Source organism: Comamonas sp. A23, from assembly GCF_004522605.1.
Taxonomy (GTDB): domain Bacteria; phylum Pseudomonadota; class Gammaproteobacteria; order Burkholderiales; family Burkholderiaceae_C; genus Comamonas; species Comamonas thiooxydans.
Genome location: NZ_RSDT01000007.1, coordinates 215,027 through 232,660, shown reverse-complemented (window position 1 = coordinate 232,660; position 17,634 = coordinate 215,027). Strand labels below are relative to the sequence as shown.

The window sequence follows — 17,634 nt, the reverse complement described above, 5'->3', positions numbered from 1 at the left end:
CAGCTTGACTGAGGTGGCAAAAGCACAGCTTGATACCTGCATTCGGAGCCACAGCCCTTAATATCGCCACCCGGCGCAGGCCGCGTGCAACACAGCTAAGGAGTAAGCACCATGAGATGGGAAGGTAACCGCGAGTCGGACAACGTCGAGGATCGCCGCGGAGACGGTGGTGGTGGTGGTTTTCCCATTGGTGGTCGCAGCATCGGCATCGGCACCGTGGTGCTGGCGCTGATTGGCTGGGGCGTGTTCGGCATCAACCCACTGACCACGATTGGCGTTCTCTCCGGTGGTGGCTCGCCCCAGGTGCAGCAGGCTCCAGCGCATCGCCCGGCTGGCGATGACCAGGGGGCCAAGTTTGTCTCCACGGTGCTGGCTTCAACCGAGGATGTCTGGACCCAGATCTTCCGTGAAGGCGGTGCTCAGTATCAGAACCCCAAGCTGGTGCTGTTCACCGGCGTGACGCGCACGGCCTGCGGCACGGGGCAGTCGGCCATGGGGCCGTTTTACTGCCCGGGTGACTACAAGGTCTATCTGGACATGGACTTCTTCAACACCATGAGCCGTCAGCTTGGTGCTCCCGGTGAGTTCGCGCGCGCTTATGTGGTTGCCCATGAAGTGGGTCATCATGTGCAGAACCTGCTCGGCATCTCGGGCAAGGTGGACAGCATGCGTGGCCGTGTCAGCGAACGCGAGCAAAATGCCATGTCCGTGCGCCTGGAGCTGCAGGCCGACTGCCTGGCCGGCATCTGGGCCAACAAGTCGCAGCAGGCCAAGAGCTGGCTGGAGCAGGGCGATATCGAGTCGGCGATGAATGCCGCACAGCAGATCGGCGACGACAAGCTGCAGCGCGAAGCCACGGGCACGGTGCGTCCCGACAGCTTTACCCATGGCTCCAGCGCCCAGCGTGTGCGCTGGTTCACCCAGGGCTACAAGACCGGCAGCGTCAAGGCCTGCGATACCTTCGCAGCTCAGTCGCTTTGAGCCACAAGCTGGTCTGAACCAGGCGTGTGCACTGTCACACGCCTTTGTTTTTGGGGCGGCAGAATGTGAAAATCCGGGTTATCCCGATAGATTGCACGGGATATTGGCAAGGCTTCTAACGCGTGAAAACAGAGGGGGCGAAGGCTTTTCATCTGCAGAAAATCACAAAGCCAACGCGAAAAACCCACTCGGTGCGACAATAACGCCCTCAATGACAAGCTCTTTCTCCAATCTTCACTTGGCTGAGCCCCTGGCACGCGCAGTGGCCGACATGGGCTATGAGTCCATGACTCCGATTCAGGCGCAGGCCATTCCGGTGGTATTGACCGGCAAGGACGTCATGGGCGCAGCCCAGACCGGCACAGGCAAGACGGCGGCTTTCTCCCTGCCCCTGCTGCAGCGCCTGATGCGCCATGAAAACGCTTCGGCATCGCCTGCCCGCCATCCGGTGCGTGCCCTGGTGCTGCTGCCCACGCGTGAACTGGCCGACCAGGTGGCACAACAGATTGCCCTGTACGCCAAGCACACCAAGCTGCGCAGCACCGTGGTGTTTGGTGGCATGGATATGAAGCCCCAGACCATCGAGCTGAAAAAAGGCGTCGAGGTGCTGGTGGCCACGCCCGGTCGTCTGCTGGACCACATCGAGGCCAAGAATGTGGTGCTCAATCAGGTGGAGTATGTGGTGCTGGACGAGGCCGACCGCATGCTGGATATCGGCTTTCTGCCCGATTTGCAGCGTATCCTCTCCTATCTGCCCAAGAGCCGCACCACGCTGCTGTTCTCGGCCACGTTCTCGCCCGAGATCAAGCGTCTGGCCGGCAGTTATCTGCAGGATCCGGTGACCATCGAGGTGGCTCGTCCCAACGAGACTGCGTCCACCGTGGAGCAGCGCTTCTACAAGGTCACGGATGACGACAAGCGTTACGCGATTCGTTCCGTGCTCAAGGAGCGCGACATTCGCCAGGCCTTCATCTTCTCCAACAGCAAGCTGGGTTGTGCGCGTCTGACGCGTGCCCTGGAGCGTGACGGTCTGCGTGCCGCCGCACTGCATGGAGACAAGAGCCAGGACGAGCGCCTGAAGGCGCTGGAAGCCTTCAAAGCCGGCGAGGTGGATCTGCTGGTCTGTACCGATGTGGCCGCGCGAGGTCTGGACATCAAGGATGTGCCCGCAGTCTTCAACTACGACGTGCCTTTCAATGCGGAAGACTATGTGCACCGCATCGGTCGTACCGGCCGAGCCGGCGCATCGGGCCTGGCCGTGACTCTGGTGACCGATCATGACAGCCGCAATGTGGCCGACATCGAAAAGCTCACCAAGAAGAAGATCGAAGTCGAACCTGCGCCCATGCTGGATTTCCGTCCGGCACGCCGCAGCCGCAGCGATGAGGAATATCGTCCACGTCGCGAGCGTGAATTCGATGCAGCATCGCGTGGCGGTCATGCGCATCGTCCATCGCGCATGGCCCAGCGCCCTGTCAATCTGGATCCGTTCTTTGACAAGCCTTATGAGGCCAGCAGCGCCAGCGAGACCGCATCCTGGGACAGCAAGCATGCAGCCCCGGTCAAGAGCGCAAGCATCAAGCCCAAGCGCAAGATTGCCGCTTTGTTCAAGGCTCCCGTCGTGGCTTCCTGAACACCGGGTCATCGCGCCAAAAGAAACGCCTGCGGATGCAGGCGTTTCTTTTTTGAAGCTTCAGCCTTTGCTGCCAGGCACCTGAGCCTGCGGACACTGCAGCTGTATCAGCTCTCGTTCGTCCATGCGCTCCCCGATTCTCATCATGCTGAGGCAGCCGCCCCAGACGCAACCGGTGTCCATGGCCATCAGATCGGGCCGGTTGACATGGCCCAGCGTGGACCAGTGCCCAACAGCCATGGGTGTATCGGCAGTGAGCCGGCCCGCCACATCGAACCAGGGCATCAGTCCTTCGGGTGCGTGATCGGCGGATTCCGCGCTCTCAAAATCCATGACGCCGTCGGCACTGCAAAAACGCAGACGGGTAAAGGCGTTGACGATGCAGCGCAGTCTGTCATCGCCTTGCAGGTCGGCGGACCAGCGATCGGGCTGGTTGCCGTACATATTCTGCAAAAAATGCGCATGGTCGGCATGCTGAAGCACGGCCTGAACTTCGGTGCTCAAGGTCACGGCATCCTGCACACTCCATTGAGGAAGCACGCCGGCATGCACCATGAGAAGGTTCTCACCCAGCGCATTGGTGTGCAGGCGAGCCAGAGGCTGCTGGCGCAGCCAGTGCAGCAGGTCATCGCAATCGGGTGCGCTCAGAACCTGGGCCAGAGTGTCGCGCTTGCTTTGACGGCGAAGGCCCCGGGCTGCGGCCAGTAGGTGCAGGTCGTGATTGCCGAGCAGAGGGCGAATGGCATCGCCGCCCTGCATGCAGCGGCGCAATACCTCGGCGGATTTGGGGCCGCGATTGACAAGGTCGCCGAGCACGTAAAGTGTGTCCCGACTTGCGGAAAAATCCACGGTTTGCAATAAGCGCTCGAAAGCGTCATCGCAGCCCTGGATGTCTCCGATACAGTAAAGTGCCATGGTCTTCTTTCTGATGGACGAGTCAGGGATTTTCTGCTGTTTGCATTGCTGACACTGCTTAACGGGGTGTTTGTAATGTCGAAACTGGCATTGGCCTTCCGGTTGCAGGGCAGGATTGCCGGCTTTGGCAAAGCTCGTGAGCAAGGACGCTCAAGCTGAGCTGGAGTTGCTTGAGAGTCCACGCAGTTTCTGTCTTTCGTGCAGCTTGGAATTACCTCTATCGGACGCTCAGCGGTATTTGGGTGGGGCTGCGATCAGCGATGGATTGGCCGTTTGGCTGATATCTCCGGGAATATTGGAAAAGACAGCAACCATTTCGGCAACGACTATCGTCGTAACTGCTATTACATTTATAACGATTATCTTTGGAGAGCTGGCTCAAAAGCGTATCGGGCAGCCCTATTCAGCGCTGGCTTTGGCATGGCAAGGCGCACCATGGCCTGGGTTGCATCTATCTCAAAGTCCTTTGTTCGTTTGTTGTCATTTTCAATGCATGTCATATTGACTTTGCTGCGGATTAGTGAGTTCACCTGTACAGCAATGGCTGAGGAAGAAATCGCAGCTGGTTTGGAGCAGGGGCGTCAGCCAGGTTTGATGGAGGTGCATGAACACCAGACGGCGTAAGCGTATTTCATTTAGACGATATTTATCTGACGTATTCAATGTTATTTACGCCGATATGTATTGTGTGGATGGCGAAATGGCGATGCATCAGGTTCTGCAGGCCTGTGCCTGGCTGTTGCCCGGATGGAGAGCTGGGAAGACATTCCTGGTTACTGCATGCCACAGCTCGCTGGAGGAGATGCAAGGCATCATCGGCGTGCCCAATGGGCTGGCGCTCGCTGAGAAATCACAAGACCTGAAGGGAGAGCAGGCGCTGGCTTTGAAATTATTGCCTGAGACTTGGTGCGAGCCGAGGCGGCTGGATCAGTTGCGTGCCAATGCAGGGAGCGGGGTGTTTGTCGTCGAGAAATATGGGGCGGAGCAGGGCATCACAACACCGCATGATTGGCTCTAAGTCAGTGCCAGAGAGCTTTGCTTCTTGGAGGAGGCTGAGGCCTGGGCAACTCGCAGAGAAGACGGATTCTGACTGCTCAAGGGCCTGATGCCTATTCAGAATTGAAGGCCAGGCTGACTATTTGAGTATTGCCAGGCGAAGGCCGGGGGCACCATAACACGCCGGCCGGTTTATTCCTTGCCCAAGCAGCCATTTGCCCGTTCCGGACGTGAAGGTCTTGTGTGGTGGCTGGATATTTGAGCTGATCGATTTGGACGAAAGCGTATCGACGGGATATTGGCAGCTCCTGAGGCTGAATAGCTATTTATTAACACGTGGTTGCATTTTATAGATATTCTGAATTGTGGTTTTTGCTTACTAGGAAAATCATGAATTTGAAATTCCGGCATTTATAATGAGCTCACTTTAATCAACCAAGAAGCGCAAATCATGAGCACTTACAAGGAACTCCTGAAGCAGAGAGAAGAGCTGGAACAGCAAATCAACGAAGCCCGTTCGCGTGAACTGGCTGAAGCTGTGAGCAAGGTTCGCGGCCTGATTGCCGAGTACGGCTTGACTGCTGAAGATGTTTTCCCTCCCGCTCGCGCGCGCTCTTCCGCCAATGCGGGCGCCAAGGTGGCCCCCAAGTATCGTGATCCTGCTACGGGTCAGACTTGGACCGGTCGTGGCAAGCCGCCAAAGTGGATTGCAGACCAGGATCGCGAAAAGTTCGCTATTTGATCTGCTTTTGCGCACGTTGAAAGAGCCCGCCTTGGCGGGCTTTTTTCATGGCTGCAAGGTTTGCGGCAGCGCAAACAAGAGTTCTCTTCGATGCTGGCGACTACGCGGCACAATAAGAGTCCATGAACAAGCAGGTGTTGATTGCGGGTGGCGGTATTGGCGGTCTGGCAGCTGCCATTGCGGCGGTGCGGGCTGACTGGGATGTGCGCCTGTTCGAGCGTGCAGCGCAGTTTTCCGAAGTCGGAGCCGGTATTCAGCTGGGACCCAATGTGGTGCGCTGTCTTCAGGCATGGGGGCTGCAGCGGTCGTTGCAGCAGGTCGTGGCCTGCCCTTTGTCCTTGCGAGCCTGCAGTGCCGTGACGGGGCAAGAGCTGGGGCGATTGCCCCTGGGCGCAAATATGGTGCAGCGCTATGGAGCCAACTACCTGACCATTCATCGCGCCGACCTGCACCAGATTCTGCTGGAGGCCTTGCAGGCTCTGCCAGAGGCTCACCTCAACCTAGACCAGTTCGTCAGCAGCTATAGCCAGCAGGACGGCGTGGTCACCATTCGCACCAGTACCGGCAAGCTCATCGAGGGCGATGCCCTGATCGGCGCTGATGGCGTGCGCAGTGCCGTGCGCGCACAGATGCTGGGTGATGGCCCGCCGCGTGTGACCGGGCACCTGGCCTACCGTGCACTGGTGCATCAGGCCAATCTGCCCAAGCGCTTGCGCACCAGCGAGGTCACGGCCTGGCTGGGTCCGCAGCTGCACGCCATTCAGTACCCCGTGCGCCGCGGCGAGCTGCAGAACCTGGTGGTCATTGTGCAGGGGCCGGCCCCCGAGGATCTGGACAACTGGGATCACTCGGCCAATCTGCCCGATCTGCTGCAGCATCTTCAGGGCGCATGCGCTTACCTGCAGGATCTGGTTCAACATGTTCCCGATGTGGGTGGTGAATGGCGTTTGTGGCCGGTGGCCGACCGGCAGCCGGTGTCGTCAGAGGCCCAGATGGCGCAGGGCCTTGTGGCACTGCTGGGCGATGCGGCCCATCCCATGCGTCCCTATCTGGCACAGGGTGCGGGCATGGCCATCGAGGATGCAGCCGAGTTGCAAAGTGCTCTGTCCATGCATGATCTGGATGTCAGTCTGCGGCTGCGCCGCTATGCGCTGAATCGCTGGCAGCGCAATGCCAGGGTGCAGGAACGCTCGCTGCGCAATGGCCGGATCTTCCATGCGACAGGGCCTGTTCGCTGGGGGCGCGATCTGTCGCTGCGCGCCCTGGGCGGGCGCATCATGGATGTGCCCTGGCTCTATGAGGGTGCGCTCTAGCAACAGGTTGCCATAGCCGGAATGGTTTTCGCGCCGGTGCCTGCCTGGCAGATAGACTGCCTCAGTTGCTGGCCTTGTGCAGCAATGGCGAAGGCTTGATGAGCTGGTAAGCCAGCACGCCGCTGCCCAGCATGGCGGCAATCATCAGCATCACGGCCTGATAGATGTCGGCATTCTGGCGTTCCGCAACGCCTGCGACCAGGCCCGACAGCCACTGCATGAGTGCTGCTCCTAGGAACATGGCCATGGTGAAGATGGACAGTGCGCGTCCCGTCGTGGCCGGTGGGTAGGAGGAGCGCACATCGGCATAGATCAGCGTGCCGTAGCCCGAAAGCACACTCATGACCAGCAGCAGCAGCACGCTGCCTACGGATTGGTGGAGCAGGGCCAGCGCTACAAAAACGGTTGCCATGAGCAGCGCAAAGCGTGCAATGCGCTGGCGACGCCTGGCCGGACCGGGGTCCAGCCGGCCGAACATGGAAGGCACAAACAGCGAAATGACGGAGCAGGCCAGGGCCACATTGCCGGTAGTGACCAATGAAAACTGGTAGCGATCCATCAGCATGGGACTGAGCCAGAGGCCGCGCACGGTGAGAAACGAGGCGTAGCTGACCATGCCCAGCAGCACAATGCCCCAGGTATGGGGCAGCAGCAGCAGACTGCCAAAACCTTGCAGCGCCTGCATGAAGCCGGGCTTGGGCTGGGCATCGCCGGGAAGCTCGGGCTCGTGCACCTTGAAGAAAATCAGCAGCCAGGACAGCGCACTCAGCACCGCCAGCAGCGCAAAGCCGGCACGCCAGCCCATGTGCTGCACCAGCCAGGCCATGGGTGTGCCGGTAAACAGCAGGCCCAGCCCGCCCAGGCCAAGGCCTATGCCCGAGAGGTAGGCAAATTTATCGGCCGGAAAGTGGCGCGCGATAAACATGGTGCTGGCCAGAAAGGCGGGCGAGCAGCCCACGCCGATCAGCAGCTGACCCAGCATCAGCCAGGAATAGCTGGGTGCGAGTGCGGACAGCGCGGCGCCCGCAATCGACAGCGGAAAGGCCAGCAGCACGGTGCGGCGCAGGCCGTAGATATCCATGCCTATGCCCATGAGCAGCTGGGCCACGCCGAAGGACAGTGCAAACAGCCCGGCAAACGAGCCCAGCGACTGCGCGGACAGGCCGAAGTCCGTGCGCAGACCGTCGGCGATGATGGAGGTGACGGTTCTGAAGGCCTGGCTCAATGCAAAGCCTGTGAGCAGGCAGACCAGCATGGCCCAGGCGGAAGAGTCGGGTTTGGGGCTGGCGCTCGGCGCAGCCTCGGCGGCGCTGTGATCGGAAGACATGGGCAGTTTGTTGCGATGTTAGGTTTTGCACGGAGCCTAAAGAATTCAGGCTGCCCGCGCTGTCACGAAAGAGCAGCAGGGGCAGCCTGAATGGCGATGGCCTTGATGACCGGCCTACAGCTCGGTGCGCAGGCTCCAGATCTCGGGGAACAGCACCACGTCCAGCATCTTCTTGAGATAGCTCACGCCGCCGGTGCCGCCCGTGCCGCGCTTGAAGCCGATGACGCGCTCCACCGTGGTCAGGTGGCGGAAGCGCCAGAGACGGAAGGCATCTTCGATATCGGCCAGCTTTTCTCCCAGCTGGTACAGATCCCAATACTTGTGCGGATCGCGGTAGACGGTGATCCAGGCCTGTTTCACGCCCTCGCTGGCCTCATAGGGCTGGGTCCAGTCGCGCTGCAGGCGGTCGGCAGGCACGGCGATGCCTTCGCGGGCCAGCAACTGCAGGGCCACGTCGTACAGCGATGGCGATTCGTAGGCGGCCTGCACCTGGGCCAGCAGATCGCTGCGGTGGGCGTGGGGCTGGAGCATGGCCGCGTTCTTGTTGCCCAGTGCGAACTCGATGCAGCGGTACTGGTAGCTCTGAAAGCCGCTGGAGTTGGCCAGATAGGGGCGCATGGCCGAGTATTCGGGCGGCGTCATGGTGGACAGCACGGTCCAGGCACTGACCAGCTGCTCCATGATGCGCGAGACGCGCGCCAGCATCTTGAAGGCATCGGGCTTGGTCTCGCCCGATGCATTGGCAATGGCTGCCGTAGCCGCGCGCACCTCGTGCAGCATCAGCTTCATCCACAGCTCGCTGGTCTGGTGCTGCACGATGAACAGCATCTCGTCATGGGCGGGCGACAGCGGATGCTGGGCCGTGAGAATCTGGTCCAGATGCAGATAGTCGCCATAGCTCATGTCACGGCTGAAGTCGAGCTGGGCTTTCTCGTCGCGGACGATGGCTGCGCCGCCATGCAGGGGGCAACCGGAGGATTCATTCGTCATGGTCAAATCATCTTTGATAGGTCAGTGCGCGCAGCGTAACCGAATCCGGGCACACAAAGCCTGCAAGAACGTGGATGCAAGCTGCCATAGCTTTGCGTAAAGTCGGGCCAGTCATAGACCGATGACAGAAAACGCACTCAGCCGAGATTCACGCCATGCCCAGTCCTCTGCCTTCCACCGCCGCTGCAAATTCGCAAACAGATGAGCGCATGATCCAGTGCTGCCGCTGGCTGGAGAGCGAAGAGCCCATGCCCGCGCTGGAGGTGCTGGCTCAGCGCCTCGGGCTCAGTCCCTGGCAGTTGCACCGCAACTTCAAGCGCGCCACGGGGCTTACGCCCAAGGCCTATGCCAAGGCCCATCGCGGCAGGCATGTGCGTGCCGCGCTGGCGCAGGAGGCCAGCGAGTCGGTCACCGATGCGGCCTATCTGAGCGGCTATGAAGCCAGCAGCAGCTTCTACAAGGATGCACCGGCCATGCTGGGCATGGCGCCGCAGTCCTATCGCAGGCGCGGCCAGGACCAGCGTATCCGCTTTGCCCTGGCTGAATGCTCGCTGGGCAGCCTGCTGGTGGCCAGCACCGACAAGGGCGTGTGTTGCGTGCTGCTGGGCGATGATCCCCATGCGCTGGTGGACGATCTGCAGCAGCGTTTTGCGGCGGCGCAACTGATCGGGGCCGACGCCCAGTATGAGCAGACCGTGGCCCAGGTGGTGGCCCTGATGGAGCAGCCCAGGCTGGGGCTGGCCCTGCCGCTGGATATTCAGGGCACGGCATTTCAGCAGCGCGTGTGGCAGGCGCTGCAGAGCATTCCGGCCGGGCAGACCGTCAGCTACAGCGAACTGGCCCGGCAACTGGGCCAGCCCAGCGCCACGCGGGCCGTGGCCAGCGCGGTGGCGGCCAACCCGATTGCAGTGGCCGTGCCCTGTCATCGTGTGCTGCGCAACGACGGCAGCATCTCGGGCTATCGCTGGGGTGTGGAGCGCAAGCGTGCGCTGCTGCTGCGCGAGGCCCAGCAGGCCCGACTCAAGCTCTCTTAAAGAGAGCTGCCATCGCATGATCCTCAATGACTTTGAATTGATTTCTATCCGAAATCATTGGTTGATGAGCGATAGCAGCTATGAATTTAATGAATAAAGCGCAGGTACGCTACGGCGCAGCCCCCTGTGATAGAAAACCGCATGCTGCTTGAAGTCTTCATTGCCCTGCCCGCGCGTTACCGCTTTGACGAATTCGTGCATTTCCATGATCGCGACGAGCAGCAACTGGCCGAGCGGGTCGATGCCGCTGCGCGCAGCCTGCACAAGGCCATCATGTGGAAGCGCAGCCCCGCCTTGCTGCAGCTGCAATGGCAGACCGGACAGGTACAGGCCAGCCTGCATGCAGCGCACGCAGAGCCGGCCGAGGCAGACCGGGCTGCGCTGCAGGCCATGGTGAAACGCATGCTGGGGCTGATCTACGCGCCCGGCCAGCTGGAGCTGGCGCATGGCGGCCACCGCGAGCTGGGCGCGCTGCTGTCGCGCCAGGCTGGCCTGCATGTGCCCGGCTCGCCCACGCCCTTCGAGGCGCTGACCTGGGCCATCACCGGCCAGCAGATCACGGTGGCCGTGGCCGTTTCGCTGCGGCGCAAGCTGATAGCGCTGGCAGGCGAGCCGCTGGCGCAAGGCGGGGGGATGCCAGCGCTGCACGCCTATCCCGATGCACAGCGCGTGGCGGCCTTGGGGCTGGACGCGCTGCGCGGCGCGGGCTTTTCCCAGGCCAAGGCCCAGACCCTGCTGGCCGTGGCCCAGGCCGTTGCCGAGGATAGCTTGCCGCTGGACGACTGGGCTGCACGCAGCGCCGCCGGTCGCTGGGGCGAGGAGGATGTGGCCGCTGCCTCGGCGCAATTGTTGGCGGTCAAGGGCATCGGGCCGTGGACGGTGAACTACACCTTGCTGCGCGGCTATGGCTGGCCCGACGGCAGCCTGCACGGGGATGTGGCGGTGCGCCGGGCCATCGGTCTGCTTACCGGCAGCGACAAGCCCGATGCGCGTGCCGCCAGTGACTGGCTGGAGCAGTTCAAGCCCTGGCGCGCGCTGGTGGCCGCGCATCTCTGGGCCTCGTTGGCCGACAGCGCCTATTGAGAGGGATAGGCGGCATCGCTTCAGAGCGGCGGCGACAGCACCAGCAGCAGCAGGCGTGCGGGTTGGCCCGAGGCGTTGGCCAGCCGGTGCTCGCTGTCCACCACCAGCGTGGCAGTGTCGCCCGCATGCAGCAGCACCTGCTCCTGGGCGGTGAAGACTTCGATGCTGCCTTCGAGCACGTGAAAGACCTCGCGCGTGCCTGCGCGATGGGCCGCGAAATGGCTGGAGACCGCATGCGGCGGAAAGTGGTAATGCACGAGGTTCACACCCGCGCTGGGGCTGGCCAGGGCCAGGCGCTCCACGCCGCTGGCCTCGTCGACAAAGCGCAGGTTCTCGCCGGCGCGCGTGATCTGCGCGCTGGGGGCACTTTGCACCAGCTCGCCCAGCTCGCAGCCCAGACCTTGTGCAATCGCCATGGCATTGCGCAGGCTGGTGGCCAGCAGGCCGCGCTCCACGCGCGACAGCGCGCCCGGCGAAACACCGCTGGCCTGGGCCAGCTGATCCAGTGTGATGCCCAGCTGGGCGCGGCGCGCGCGGACGGCGGCGCCGAAAAGCGCATCCTGCTCCGATGCCTGCGATGCGGTGGTGGAGTTCAAGTCTGGCTCCTTGTCATGGCGTCTGTTCTTGTGTTGAAAATTTTCCTATGAGAAAATAATTTTGCGTATAGGAAATTATTTTTCGAGGATGAATGCAATGTACATGTTTATCAGTGCCTTGCCCGTGGCCACCGTCATCGCCGTCCTGCTGGCGGGCTGGCGCTCGCTGCATGCAGCAGCGCTGGGCGTGGCGGTGGCGCTGCTGGTGATTGCTGCAGCCTTTGCGCAGCCCGCTTCAGCATGGCTGGCCGCGGGCATGCACTGGGCGCCGGTGCTGCTGGAAGTGCTGCTGATCGTGGCAGGCGGGCTGCTGCTGTCCGAGGTGCTGCGCGAGTCGGGAGCGCAGAAGGCCCTGGCCGACTGGCTGCTGGCCAGGGCCGGCAGCGGCACGGGCGCCGTGCTGCTGGTGGTGCATGGCATCACGCCGTTTGCCGAGTCGGTCACCGGCTTTGGCGTGGGCGTGACCATAGGCATACCGCTGCTCGCGCACTTCGGCTTGCCGCCGCGCAAGGTGGTGCTCATCGGCCTGCTGGGCCTTTGTGCCGTGCCCTGGGGCTCCATGGGGCCGGGGACGCTGGTGGCGGCCACCATGGCGGGTCTGCCGTTCAAGGAGCTGGGTCAGGCTTCGGCCCTGGTCAGCGTGATTCCGTTTGTCATCTCCGGCATGGCGGCGGCGACTCTGGCGAGTGCGCCGGGCCGTCGCTGGCCGGCTCTGCTGCAGGGCCTGCTGTCGGGCTTGTCGCTGACGGCGGCCGTGGCTCTGATGAATACCCTGGCAGGCACGGCGCCAGCGGGGGCACTCGGTGCCTTGCTGGTGGTGGGCTGGCATCTGCTGCGCCTGCGCGTGTCGCGAGCGGACGCGGGCAAGCCGCCCCTGAGCGCACCGGGGCGGCGTGCGCTGGCGGCCTATGCGCTGCTGCTGGGTGGCGTGCTGGCGGCCGCAGCGCTGCTGCGTACCCTGGATCTGCCCGCTGCCTGGCATGGGCTGGCTTCGCCGGGACTGTGGCTGCTGGTGGCGGCGGTTTTTTTCACGCGAGGCCGGCCGGCGCGCCCATCGCTGGCAAAGGTCTGGCGCTCCTGGCTGCAGGTGGCGCCGGTCACGGCGCTGTTCATTGTGCTGGGCGTGCTGATGGCGGTTTCGGGCATGGCCGCGCAACTGGCCCAGGCGCTGGCCCGCAGCGGGCCGCTGTATCTGCTGGCCGCACCGTTTGTGGGAGCGCTGGGCGGCTTCGTGACCGGCTCCAATACCGGGGCGAATGCCATGTTCGCGGCCACGCAGGCCGAGATAGCCCATGCGCTGGGCGCGCCGCTGCTGCCATTCATGGCGGTGCACAACGTCAGTGCCTCGCTGCTGCTCATGGCTTCGCCCGGCAAGGTGGAGATGGCGGTGCAGTTGCTGGCGCAGGGGGCTGACCAGCGGCGCTGGGTGCAGCAAAGCGTGCTGATGCTGGACCTGGCCGCCGTGGCGCTGATGGGCGTGCTCAATTGGAGCTGGGCGCGGGCCTGACCGGATGCCGGCCCGCCCCCGGTGCCTGCCTCAGGTCACGGCGTGCACGGTATTGAACTCGGGCCGTTGCCATTCGCCCGATTCCAGCACCTGGCGCAGATGCTCGACGGCGTTCCAGACATCGGCAAAGCCCACATACAGCGGCGTGAAACCGAAACGCAGAATGTCCTTGTGCCTGCCCGTGCCGCCGTCGCCCTTGCGGAAGTCGCCGATCACGCCGCGTGCAATCAGCGCCTGGACAATGGCGTAAGCGCCGCTGCCCTGGCCATTCACGCCCAGGCCTTCTTCCCGGGTCAGGCAGACCTGGGAGCCGCGTGCCACATGCTCGCGCGGTGTCGCCAGACCCAGGCCGTGGCCCTGGCAGCGCTCTTCCACGAGCTGGATGAACAGATCGGTCAGCGCCAGCGATTTCTTGCGTAGCGCGGCCATGCCGCCGAAAGCCTCGGCCTCGGTGTAGATGTCGATGCCGCATTGCAGCACGCTCATGCTGATCATGGGCTGGGTGCCGCAGAGATAGCGCTGGATGCCCTGGGCGGGGTGGTAGTCGGGCACGAACTTGAAGGGCTCGGCGTGGCCGAACCAGCCCGACAGCGGTTGCCAGAAACGGTTGATCAGACGCGGATGCGCCCAGACAAAGGCCGGCGCGCCGGGGCCGCCGTTGAGGTATTTGTAGCTGCAGCCCACGGCGAAGTCGGCATCGGCGCCCTTGAGGTCCACGGGCACGGCACCTGCGCTGTGGCACAGATCCCAGACGCAGAGAATGCCTTTGGCATGGGCGGCGGCCGTGACGGCTGCCATATCGTGCATGGCACCCGTGCGGTAGTTGACATGGGTGAGCATCGAGATCGCCACATCGGTCTGCAGCGCGCCGGCGATTTCCTCGGGCTCGAGCAGCACCAGCTCCAGGCCGTATTCCTGGCAGACGGACTGGGCGATATAGAGATCGGTGGGGAAGTTGCTGCGCTCGCTGATCAGCTTTTTGCGGCCGGGCGCATCTTCGCGGGCGATGCGTGCAGCAGCGCTCAGCACCTTGTAGAGATTGATGGAGGTGGTGTCGGTGAACACCAGCTCGCCCTGGCCCACGCCCAGCCAGGGTGCGAACTGGTTGCCAAGGCGCTCGGGCAGCGTGATCCAGCCCGCCTTGTTCCAGGAGGTGATGAGGTCCTGGCCCCATTCCTGCGTCACCACTTCGGCCGCGCGCGCGGCGGCGGCCTTGGGCTGGGCGCCCAGGGAATTGCCGTCCAGGTAGATCATGCCCTGGGGCAGGGCAAAGCGTTCGCGCAGCGCGCGCAGCGGGTCCTGGGCGTCCAGAGCCTGGCAATCTTGCAAAGTGGTCATTGTCTTCCTTCTCTCATTTTGATAGCTACTGACGATGATTGTGTCTACGCCAGAGCCGGTTCTGATTCAAATATGGCTGGACTCGAATTCGCCCATTGTGTCCGAGACCGGGGCGGCCCCGCTGCCTCGCACCAAGCGCATCAGAGCAGGCTGCGCAACACGGCACGCACCGGCGAGGCATCGGCTTCCGTGAGCTTGAGCGGCAAGGCGATCAGCTCATAGTCGCCTTCGCTCACTGCATCGAGCACCAGGTTCTCGAGCACGCGCAGGCCGCGCTGGCGGATCACCATATGGCTGTCCAGGCTCTTGCTGCTGGCGGGGTCTATGCTGGCAGTGTCTATGCCGATCAGCTTGACGCCGAGGTCGGCCAGCTTTCGCACGGTTTCGGGGGCATAGGCGGCGAGGTCGGCGTCCCAGCCGGTGGGCGCTTTCTCGTAGGTGCGCACCAGCACGCGCGCGGGCAGGCCGGCATCGATGGCGTGCGCTATGTGACGCCATTCGATCAGCGGCCCGCAGCCCATGGCGTGGATCACGCGGCAGGGGCCGAGAAAGGCATCCAGATCGACAACGCCAATGGCCGCGCCCTGCGCATCGTAGTGCAGCGGCGCATCGGCATGCGCGCCCACATGGGGCGAGAGATGAATGGCGCTGACATTGACCGGGCAGCCCGGGCCAATGCTGGCCACCCATTCCTGGCTATAGGGCGTGTCGCCCGGAAACACCGGTGCGGCAGGATGAATGGCAGGAGAAATATCCCAGATCTGGCGTGTCATGGTGTGTATGAATGGGTTCGGTCGCTCTTGATCGATAACAGGCCCGAGTGCGGGACAGCCAGCAAGGGCCGCCCCGCAGCAAAGGCTGTCGTCCCCCTTTGGGGGAAGGCGCGCTAGCGCCTCAGGGGGACACCTTCTTCTTCCTATACCAAAGAGCATAGACCAGTACCAGCACGATCAGAAACGGCACGCCCACCAGCACGGTGGTGTGGAACTCCTTGGTAAACAGCGTGGTGACGATCACGCCCGCCATCAGCAAGGCGCCTACCAGGGTCAGCACGGGAAAGCCCCACATGCGGAACTCCAGCTTCTGGCCCGGATGCTCGCGCTGCCAGCGCGGGCGGAAGAACAGATGGGTCACGAACACCATGAACCAGGCAAACATGGCGCCGAACATGGCGATCGACATCATCAGCTCCAGCGACTGCTCGGGCTTGAGCACGTTGAGCACCATGGCCACGGCCATGCCCAGGCAGGAGACGGCAATCGCGCCCAGCGGCACGCCGCTTTTGCTGAGCTTGCTCAGGCCCTTGGGGGCATAGCCGCCGCGCGAGAGGCTGAACATCATGCGCGAGGTGACGTAGAGCTGGCTGTTCATGGCCGACAGCGAGGCCAGCAACACCACGAAGTTGAGGGCCGCGGCCGCGCCGGGGATCTGCAAAATCTCCATCACCTTGACGAACGGGCTCTTGTCCGTGCCCGCATGGCTCCAGGGTACGACGGCCAGCATCAGTGCCAGCGACAAGAGATAGAACAGCACCAGGCGCAGCACCGTGGTGCGGAAGGCGCGGGTCACGGCCTGCTTGGGGTTCTGGGCTTCGCCGGCCGCAATGGCAATGGATTCCAGGCTCAGATAGCTGAAGATGGCCACGATCACGCCCACCCAGGTGCCCCACCAGCCGTTGGGGAAGAAGCCGCCATCGACAAAGTAGTTGTCGAAACCCACGCCCTCGGGTCGGGTGCCGAAGACCACATAGGCAGCGATCAGGATGAAGGCCACGATGGCAATCACCTTGACCATGGAGAACCAGTACTCGACCTGGCCGAAGGCCTTGACGCTGGTGGCATTGACGGCGGCCAGCAGGACCGAGAACAGCGCCACCCAGATCCATGGGTCCACCGTGGGGAACCAGTAGGCCATGTACTTGCCCACGGCCGTGACCTCCATGCCCACGGCCAGCACCACGGCTCCCCAGTAGGCATAGCGCACCACAAAGCCGGCCAGCGGACTGATGTAGTGCTCGGCGTAGGCGCCGAAGGAGCCCGAGGTGGGGTGGGCCACGGTCATCTCGGCCAGGCATCCCATGAGCAGCAGGCCGATGAAGGCGCCGATGGCGTAGCTGATGAGCACGCTGGGACCGGCAAAGCCGATGGCAAAGGCGCTGCCCATGAAGAGACCGGTACCGATGGCGCCACCGATGGCGATCATGGTCATCTGGGCCGAGTTCAGGTGCTGCTGCAAGCCTGTCTCGCGTTGCTGAATACTGTCAAAGTTGGCCATTGCTGACTTGCGCGTGCGAAAAATCGAAGCGGCAAGTATCCCGCGAATGACCGGCTGCGGCGGCGTGGCGGCGAATGTCCCTGACCCAGCCGGCTTAGCGCTGCGTGCCGGCGTAGTTGCCGGGCGTCAGCGCATGATGGGCCTTGAAGGCGCGCTGCATATGGGCCTGATCGGCAAAGCCCATCTGGTGAGCGACCGAGGCCAGGGGCTCACCCTGGGCCAGCAGGTGGCGCACGCCATTGAGGCGCAGGTTGAGGCGGTAGGCCCCGGGCGTGACGCCGGTGACGGCCCTGAAGCGGCGGATGAAACGGCTGGGGCTCATGCCGCAGCGCAGGGCCAGGGCCTGGACGCTGGTTTCGTCTTCGGGGCTGCGGTGCATGTGTTGCAGCGCAGGCAGGACGGCATCGGGCGGCTGGGGCTCTGGGGCAGGGGAGTCGGCGGCACGGCCCAGCAGCTGCAGGAAATCCGTCAGCGATTGCTCGTGCTGCCGCAGCTGCGCATCCGTGGCGCTGCCGGCAAGCGGCTGGCAGAGACGGTCTGCCCAGCGCGAGATTTCTGGCTTGTGCAGCGCGCGCCGTGCAAAGCGCAGGCCGCCGACGCCGAGCCGCTCATGAACCCAGTCGGCCTGCACGAACAGCATGCGGTAAGACCAGGGCTGCAATGTCTCGGGGTTGCAGGCATGCCAGTGGCCGGGCTCGATCAGCACCACGCTGCCAGCACTCAATGCTTCGGGGCCATCGTCATGCAGAAACAGGGTCTCGCCCTCATCCACGATGCCTATGGAGTACTGCGCGTGCGCATGCAGCCGGTAGCTGTAGCAGGACTGGCGGCTGATGCGCAGCTCGGCCCAGGGCAGGGCCGGGTGGCGGTGGAAATGGTGGCTGGGGGCTGGCATGACGGCCTCA

General features: G+C 63.2%; 17 protein-coding genes. 9 read left to right on the top strand and 8 right to left on the bottom strand.

What is annotated here, in order from left to right; all coding sequences use genetic code 11:
* Positions 1-111: 111 nt before the first annotated feature.
* Entirely contained in the window at positions 112-981 is an 870-nt protein-coding gene (locus EIC84_RS17110) for a neutral zinc metallopeptidase (RefSeq protein ID WP_003067170.1), read from the top strand.
* Positions 982-1,192: 211 nt separating this feature from the next.
* Positions 1,193-2,614 (top strand): DEAD/DEAH box helicase, encoded by a 1,422-nt coding sequence (locus EIC84_RS17105; protein ID WP_034362449.1) that lies wholly within the window; start codon positions 1,193-1,195, stop codon positions 2,612-2,614.
* A 60-nt stretch (positions 2,615-2,674) separates the two neighbouring features.
* Here EIC84_RS17105 and EIC84_RS17100 read toward each other — a convergent pair whose 3' ends face one another.
* A complete protein-coding gene (locus tag EIC84_RS17100; RefSeq protein WP_003067173.1) occupies positions 2,675-3,529 on the bottom strand; it encodes a symmetrical bis(5'-nucleosyl)-tetraphosphatase in 855 nt (284 codons plus the stop codon).
* A gap of 273 nt (positions 3,530-3,802) precedes the next feature.
* Between EIC84_RS17100 and EIC84_RS26360 the strand changes: the two genes are divergently transcribed.
* The 4 genes from EIC84_RS26360 to EIC84_RS17080 all read left to right on the top strand — a co-directional run bounded on the left by EIC84_RS26360 (position 3,803) and on the right by EIC84_RS17080 (position 6,580).
* On the top strand, positions 3,803-4,153 hold the full coding sequence (locus EIC84_RS26360; protein ID WP_003067174.1) for a hypothetical protein: 351 nt from the start codon (positions 3,803-3,805) through the stop codon (positions 4,151-4,153).
* Positions 4,134-4,547, top strand: coding sequence for a TlyC (locus EIC84_RS17090; protein WP_237704472.1), 414 nt, complete (start codon positions 4,134-4,136; stop codon positions 4,545-4,547). The genes EIC84_RS26360 and EIC84_RS17090 overlap by 20 nt, the downstream gene beginning before the upstream one ends.
* Before the next feature lie 429 nt (positions 4,548-4,976).
* On the top strand, positions 4,977-5,267 hold the full coding sequence (locus EIC84_RS17085) for an H-NS family nucleoid-associated regulatory protein (protein ID WP_003052529.1): 291 nt from the start codon (positions 4,977-4,979) through the stop codon (positions 5,265-5,267).
* A 122-nt stretch (positions 5,268-5,389) separates the two neighbouring features.
* Positions 5,390-6,580, top strand: a complete 1,191-nt coding sequence (locus EIC84_RS17080; RefSeq protein ID WP_003067176.1) for an FAD-dependent monooxygenase — start codon at positions 5,390-5,392, stop codon at positions 6,578-6,580.
* A gap of 61 nt (positions 6,581-6,641) precedes the next feature.
* On the opposite strand, the gene EIC84_RS17075 is transcribed toward EIC84_RS17080, so the two are convergent.
* Together EIC84_RS17075 and kynA are read right to left on the bottom strand one after the other, a co-directional pair.
* The gene (locus EIC84_RS17075) at positions 6,642-7,907 is read right to left on the bottom strand and encodes an MFS transporter (protein WP_003067177.1); all 1,266 of its coding nucleotides are present in this window, start codon (positions 7,905-7,907) and stop codon (positions 6,642-6,644) included.
* Positions 7,908-8,021: 114 nt separating this feature from the next.
* The gene (gene kynA / locus EIC84_RS17070; protein WP_003067178.1) at positions 8,022-8,897 is read right to left on the bottom strand and encodes a tryptophan 2,3-dioxygenase; all 876 of its coding nucleotides are present in this window, start codon (positions 8,895-8,897) and stop codon (positions 8,022-8,024) included.
* Positions 8,898-9,052: 155 nt separating this feature from the next.
* Between kynA and ada the strand changes: the two genes are divergently transcribed.
* Both ada and EIC84_RS17060 read left to right on the top strand, forming a co-directional pair.
* On the top strand, positions 9,053-9,931 hold the full coding sequence (gene ada / locus EIC84_RS17065; RefSeq protein ID WP_003067179.1) for a bifunctional DNA-binding transcriptional regulator/O6-methylguanine-DNA methyltransferase Ada: 879 nt from the start codon (positions 9,053-9,055) through the stop codon (positions 9,929-9,931).
* Between the two features lie 141 nt (positions 9,932-10,072).
* Positions 10,073-11,014, top strand: a complete 942-nt coding sequence (locus EIC84_RS17060; protein WP_003067180.1) for a DNA-3-methyladenine glycosylase 2 — start codon at positions 10,073-10,075, stop codon at positions 11,012-11,014.
* A gap of 20 nt (positions 11,015-11,034) precedes the next feature.
* On the opposite strand, the gene EIC84_RS17055 is transcribed toward EIC84_RS17060, so the two are convergent.
* Positions 11,035-11,610, bottom strand: coding sequence for a helix-turn-helix domain-containing protein (locus tag EIC84_RS17055; protein ID WP_003067181.1), 576 nt, complete (start codon positions 11,608-11,610; stop codon positions 11,035-11,037).
* A 97-nt stretch (positions 11,611-11,707) separates the two neighbouring features.
* Here EIC84_RS17055 and EIC84_RS17050 point away from each other — a divergent pair, with 97 nt between their 5' ends.
* Positions 11,708-13,117 carry an SLC13 family permease gene (locus EIC84_RS17050; protein ID WP_034362454.1) on the top strand — a complete coding sequence of 470 codons (1,410 nt, stop codon included), beginning with the start codon at positions 11,708-11,710 and terminating at the stop codon, positions 13,115-13,117.
* Positions 13,118-13,147: 30 nt separating this feature from the next.
* On the opposite strand, the gene kynU is transcribed toward EIC84_RS17050, so the two are convergent.
* The 4 genes from kynU to EIC84_RS17030 all read right to left on the bottom strand — a co-directional run bounded on the left by kynU (position 13,148) and on the right by EIC84_RS17030 (position 17,624).
* Complete coding sequence (gene kynU / locus EIC84_RS17045; RefSeq protein WP_003067183.1) at positions 13,148-14,455, bottom strand: kynureninase; 1,308 nt, start codon at positions 14,453-14,455, stop codon at positions 13,148-13,150.
* Positions 14,456-14,595: 140 nt separating this feature from the next.
* Entirely contained in the window at positions 14,596-15,228 is a 633-nt protein-coding gene (gene kynB / locus EIC84_RS17040) for an arylformamidase (protein ID WP_003067185.1), read from the bottom strand.
* A gap of 121 nt (positions 15,229-15,349) precedes the next feature.
* The gene (locus EIC84_RS17035) at positions 15,350-16,729 is read right to left on the bottom strand and encodes an amino acid permease (RefSeq protein WP_134737331.1); all 1,380 of its coding nucleotides are present in this window, start codon (positions 16,727-16,729) and stop codon (positions 15,350-15,352) included.
* Between the two features lie 94 nt (positions 16,730-16,823).
* The gene (locus EIC84_RS17030; RefSeq protein ID WP_003067091.1) at positions 16,824-17,624 is read right to left on the bottom strand and encodes an AraC family transcriptional regulator; all 801 of its coding nucleotides are present in this window, start codon (positions 17,622-17,624) and stop codon (positions 16,824-16,826) included.
* Positions 17,625-17,634 lie beyond the last annotated feature (10 nt).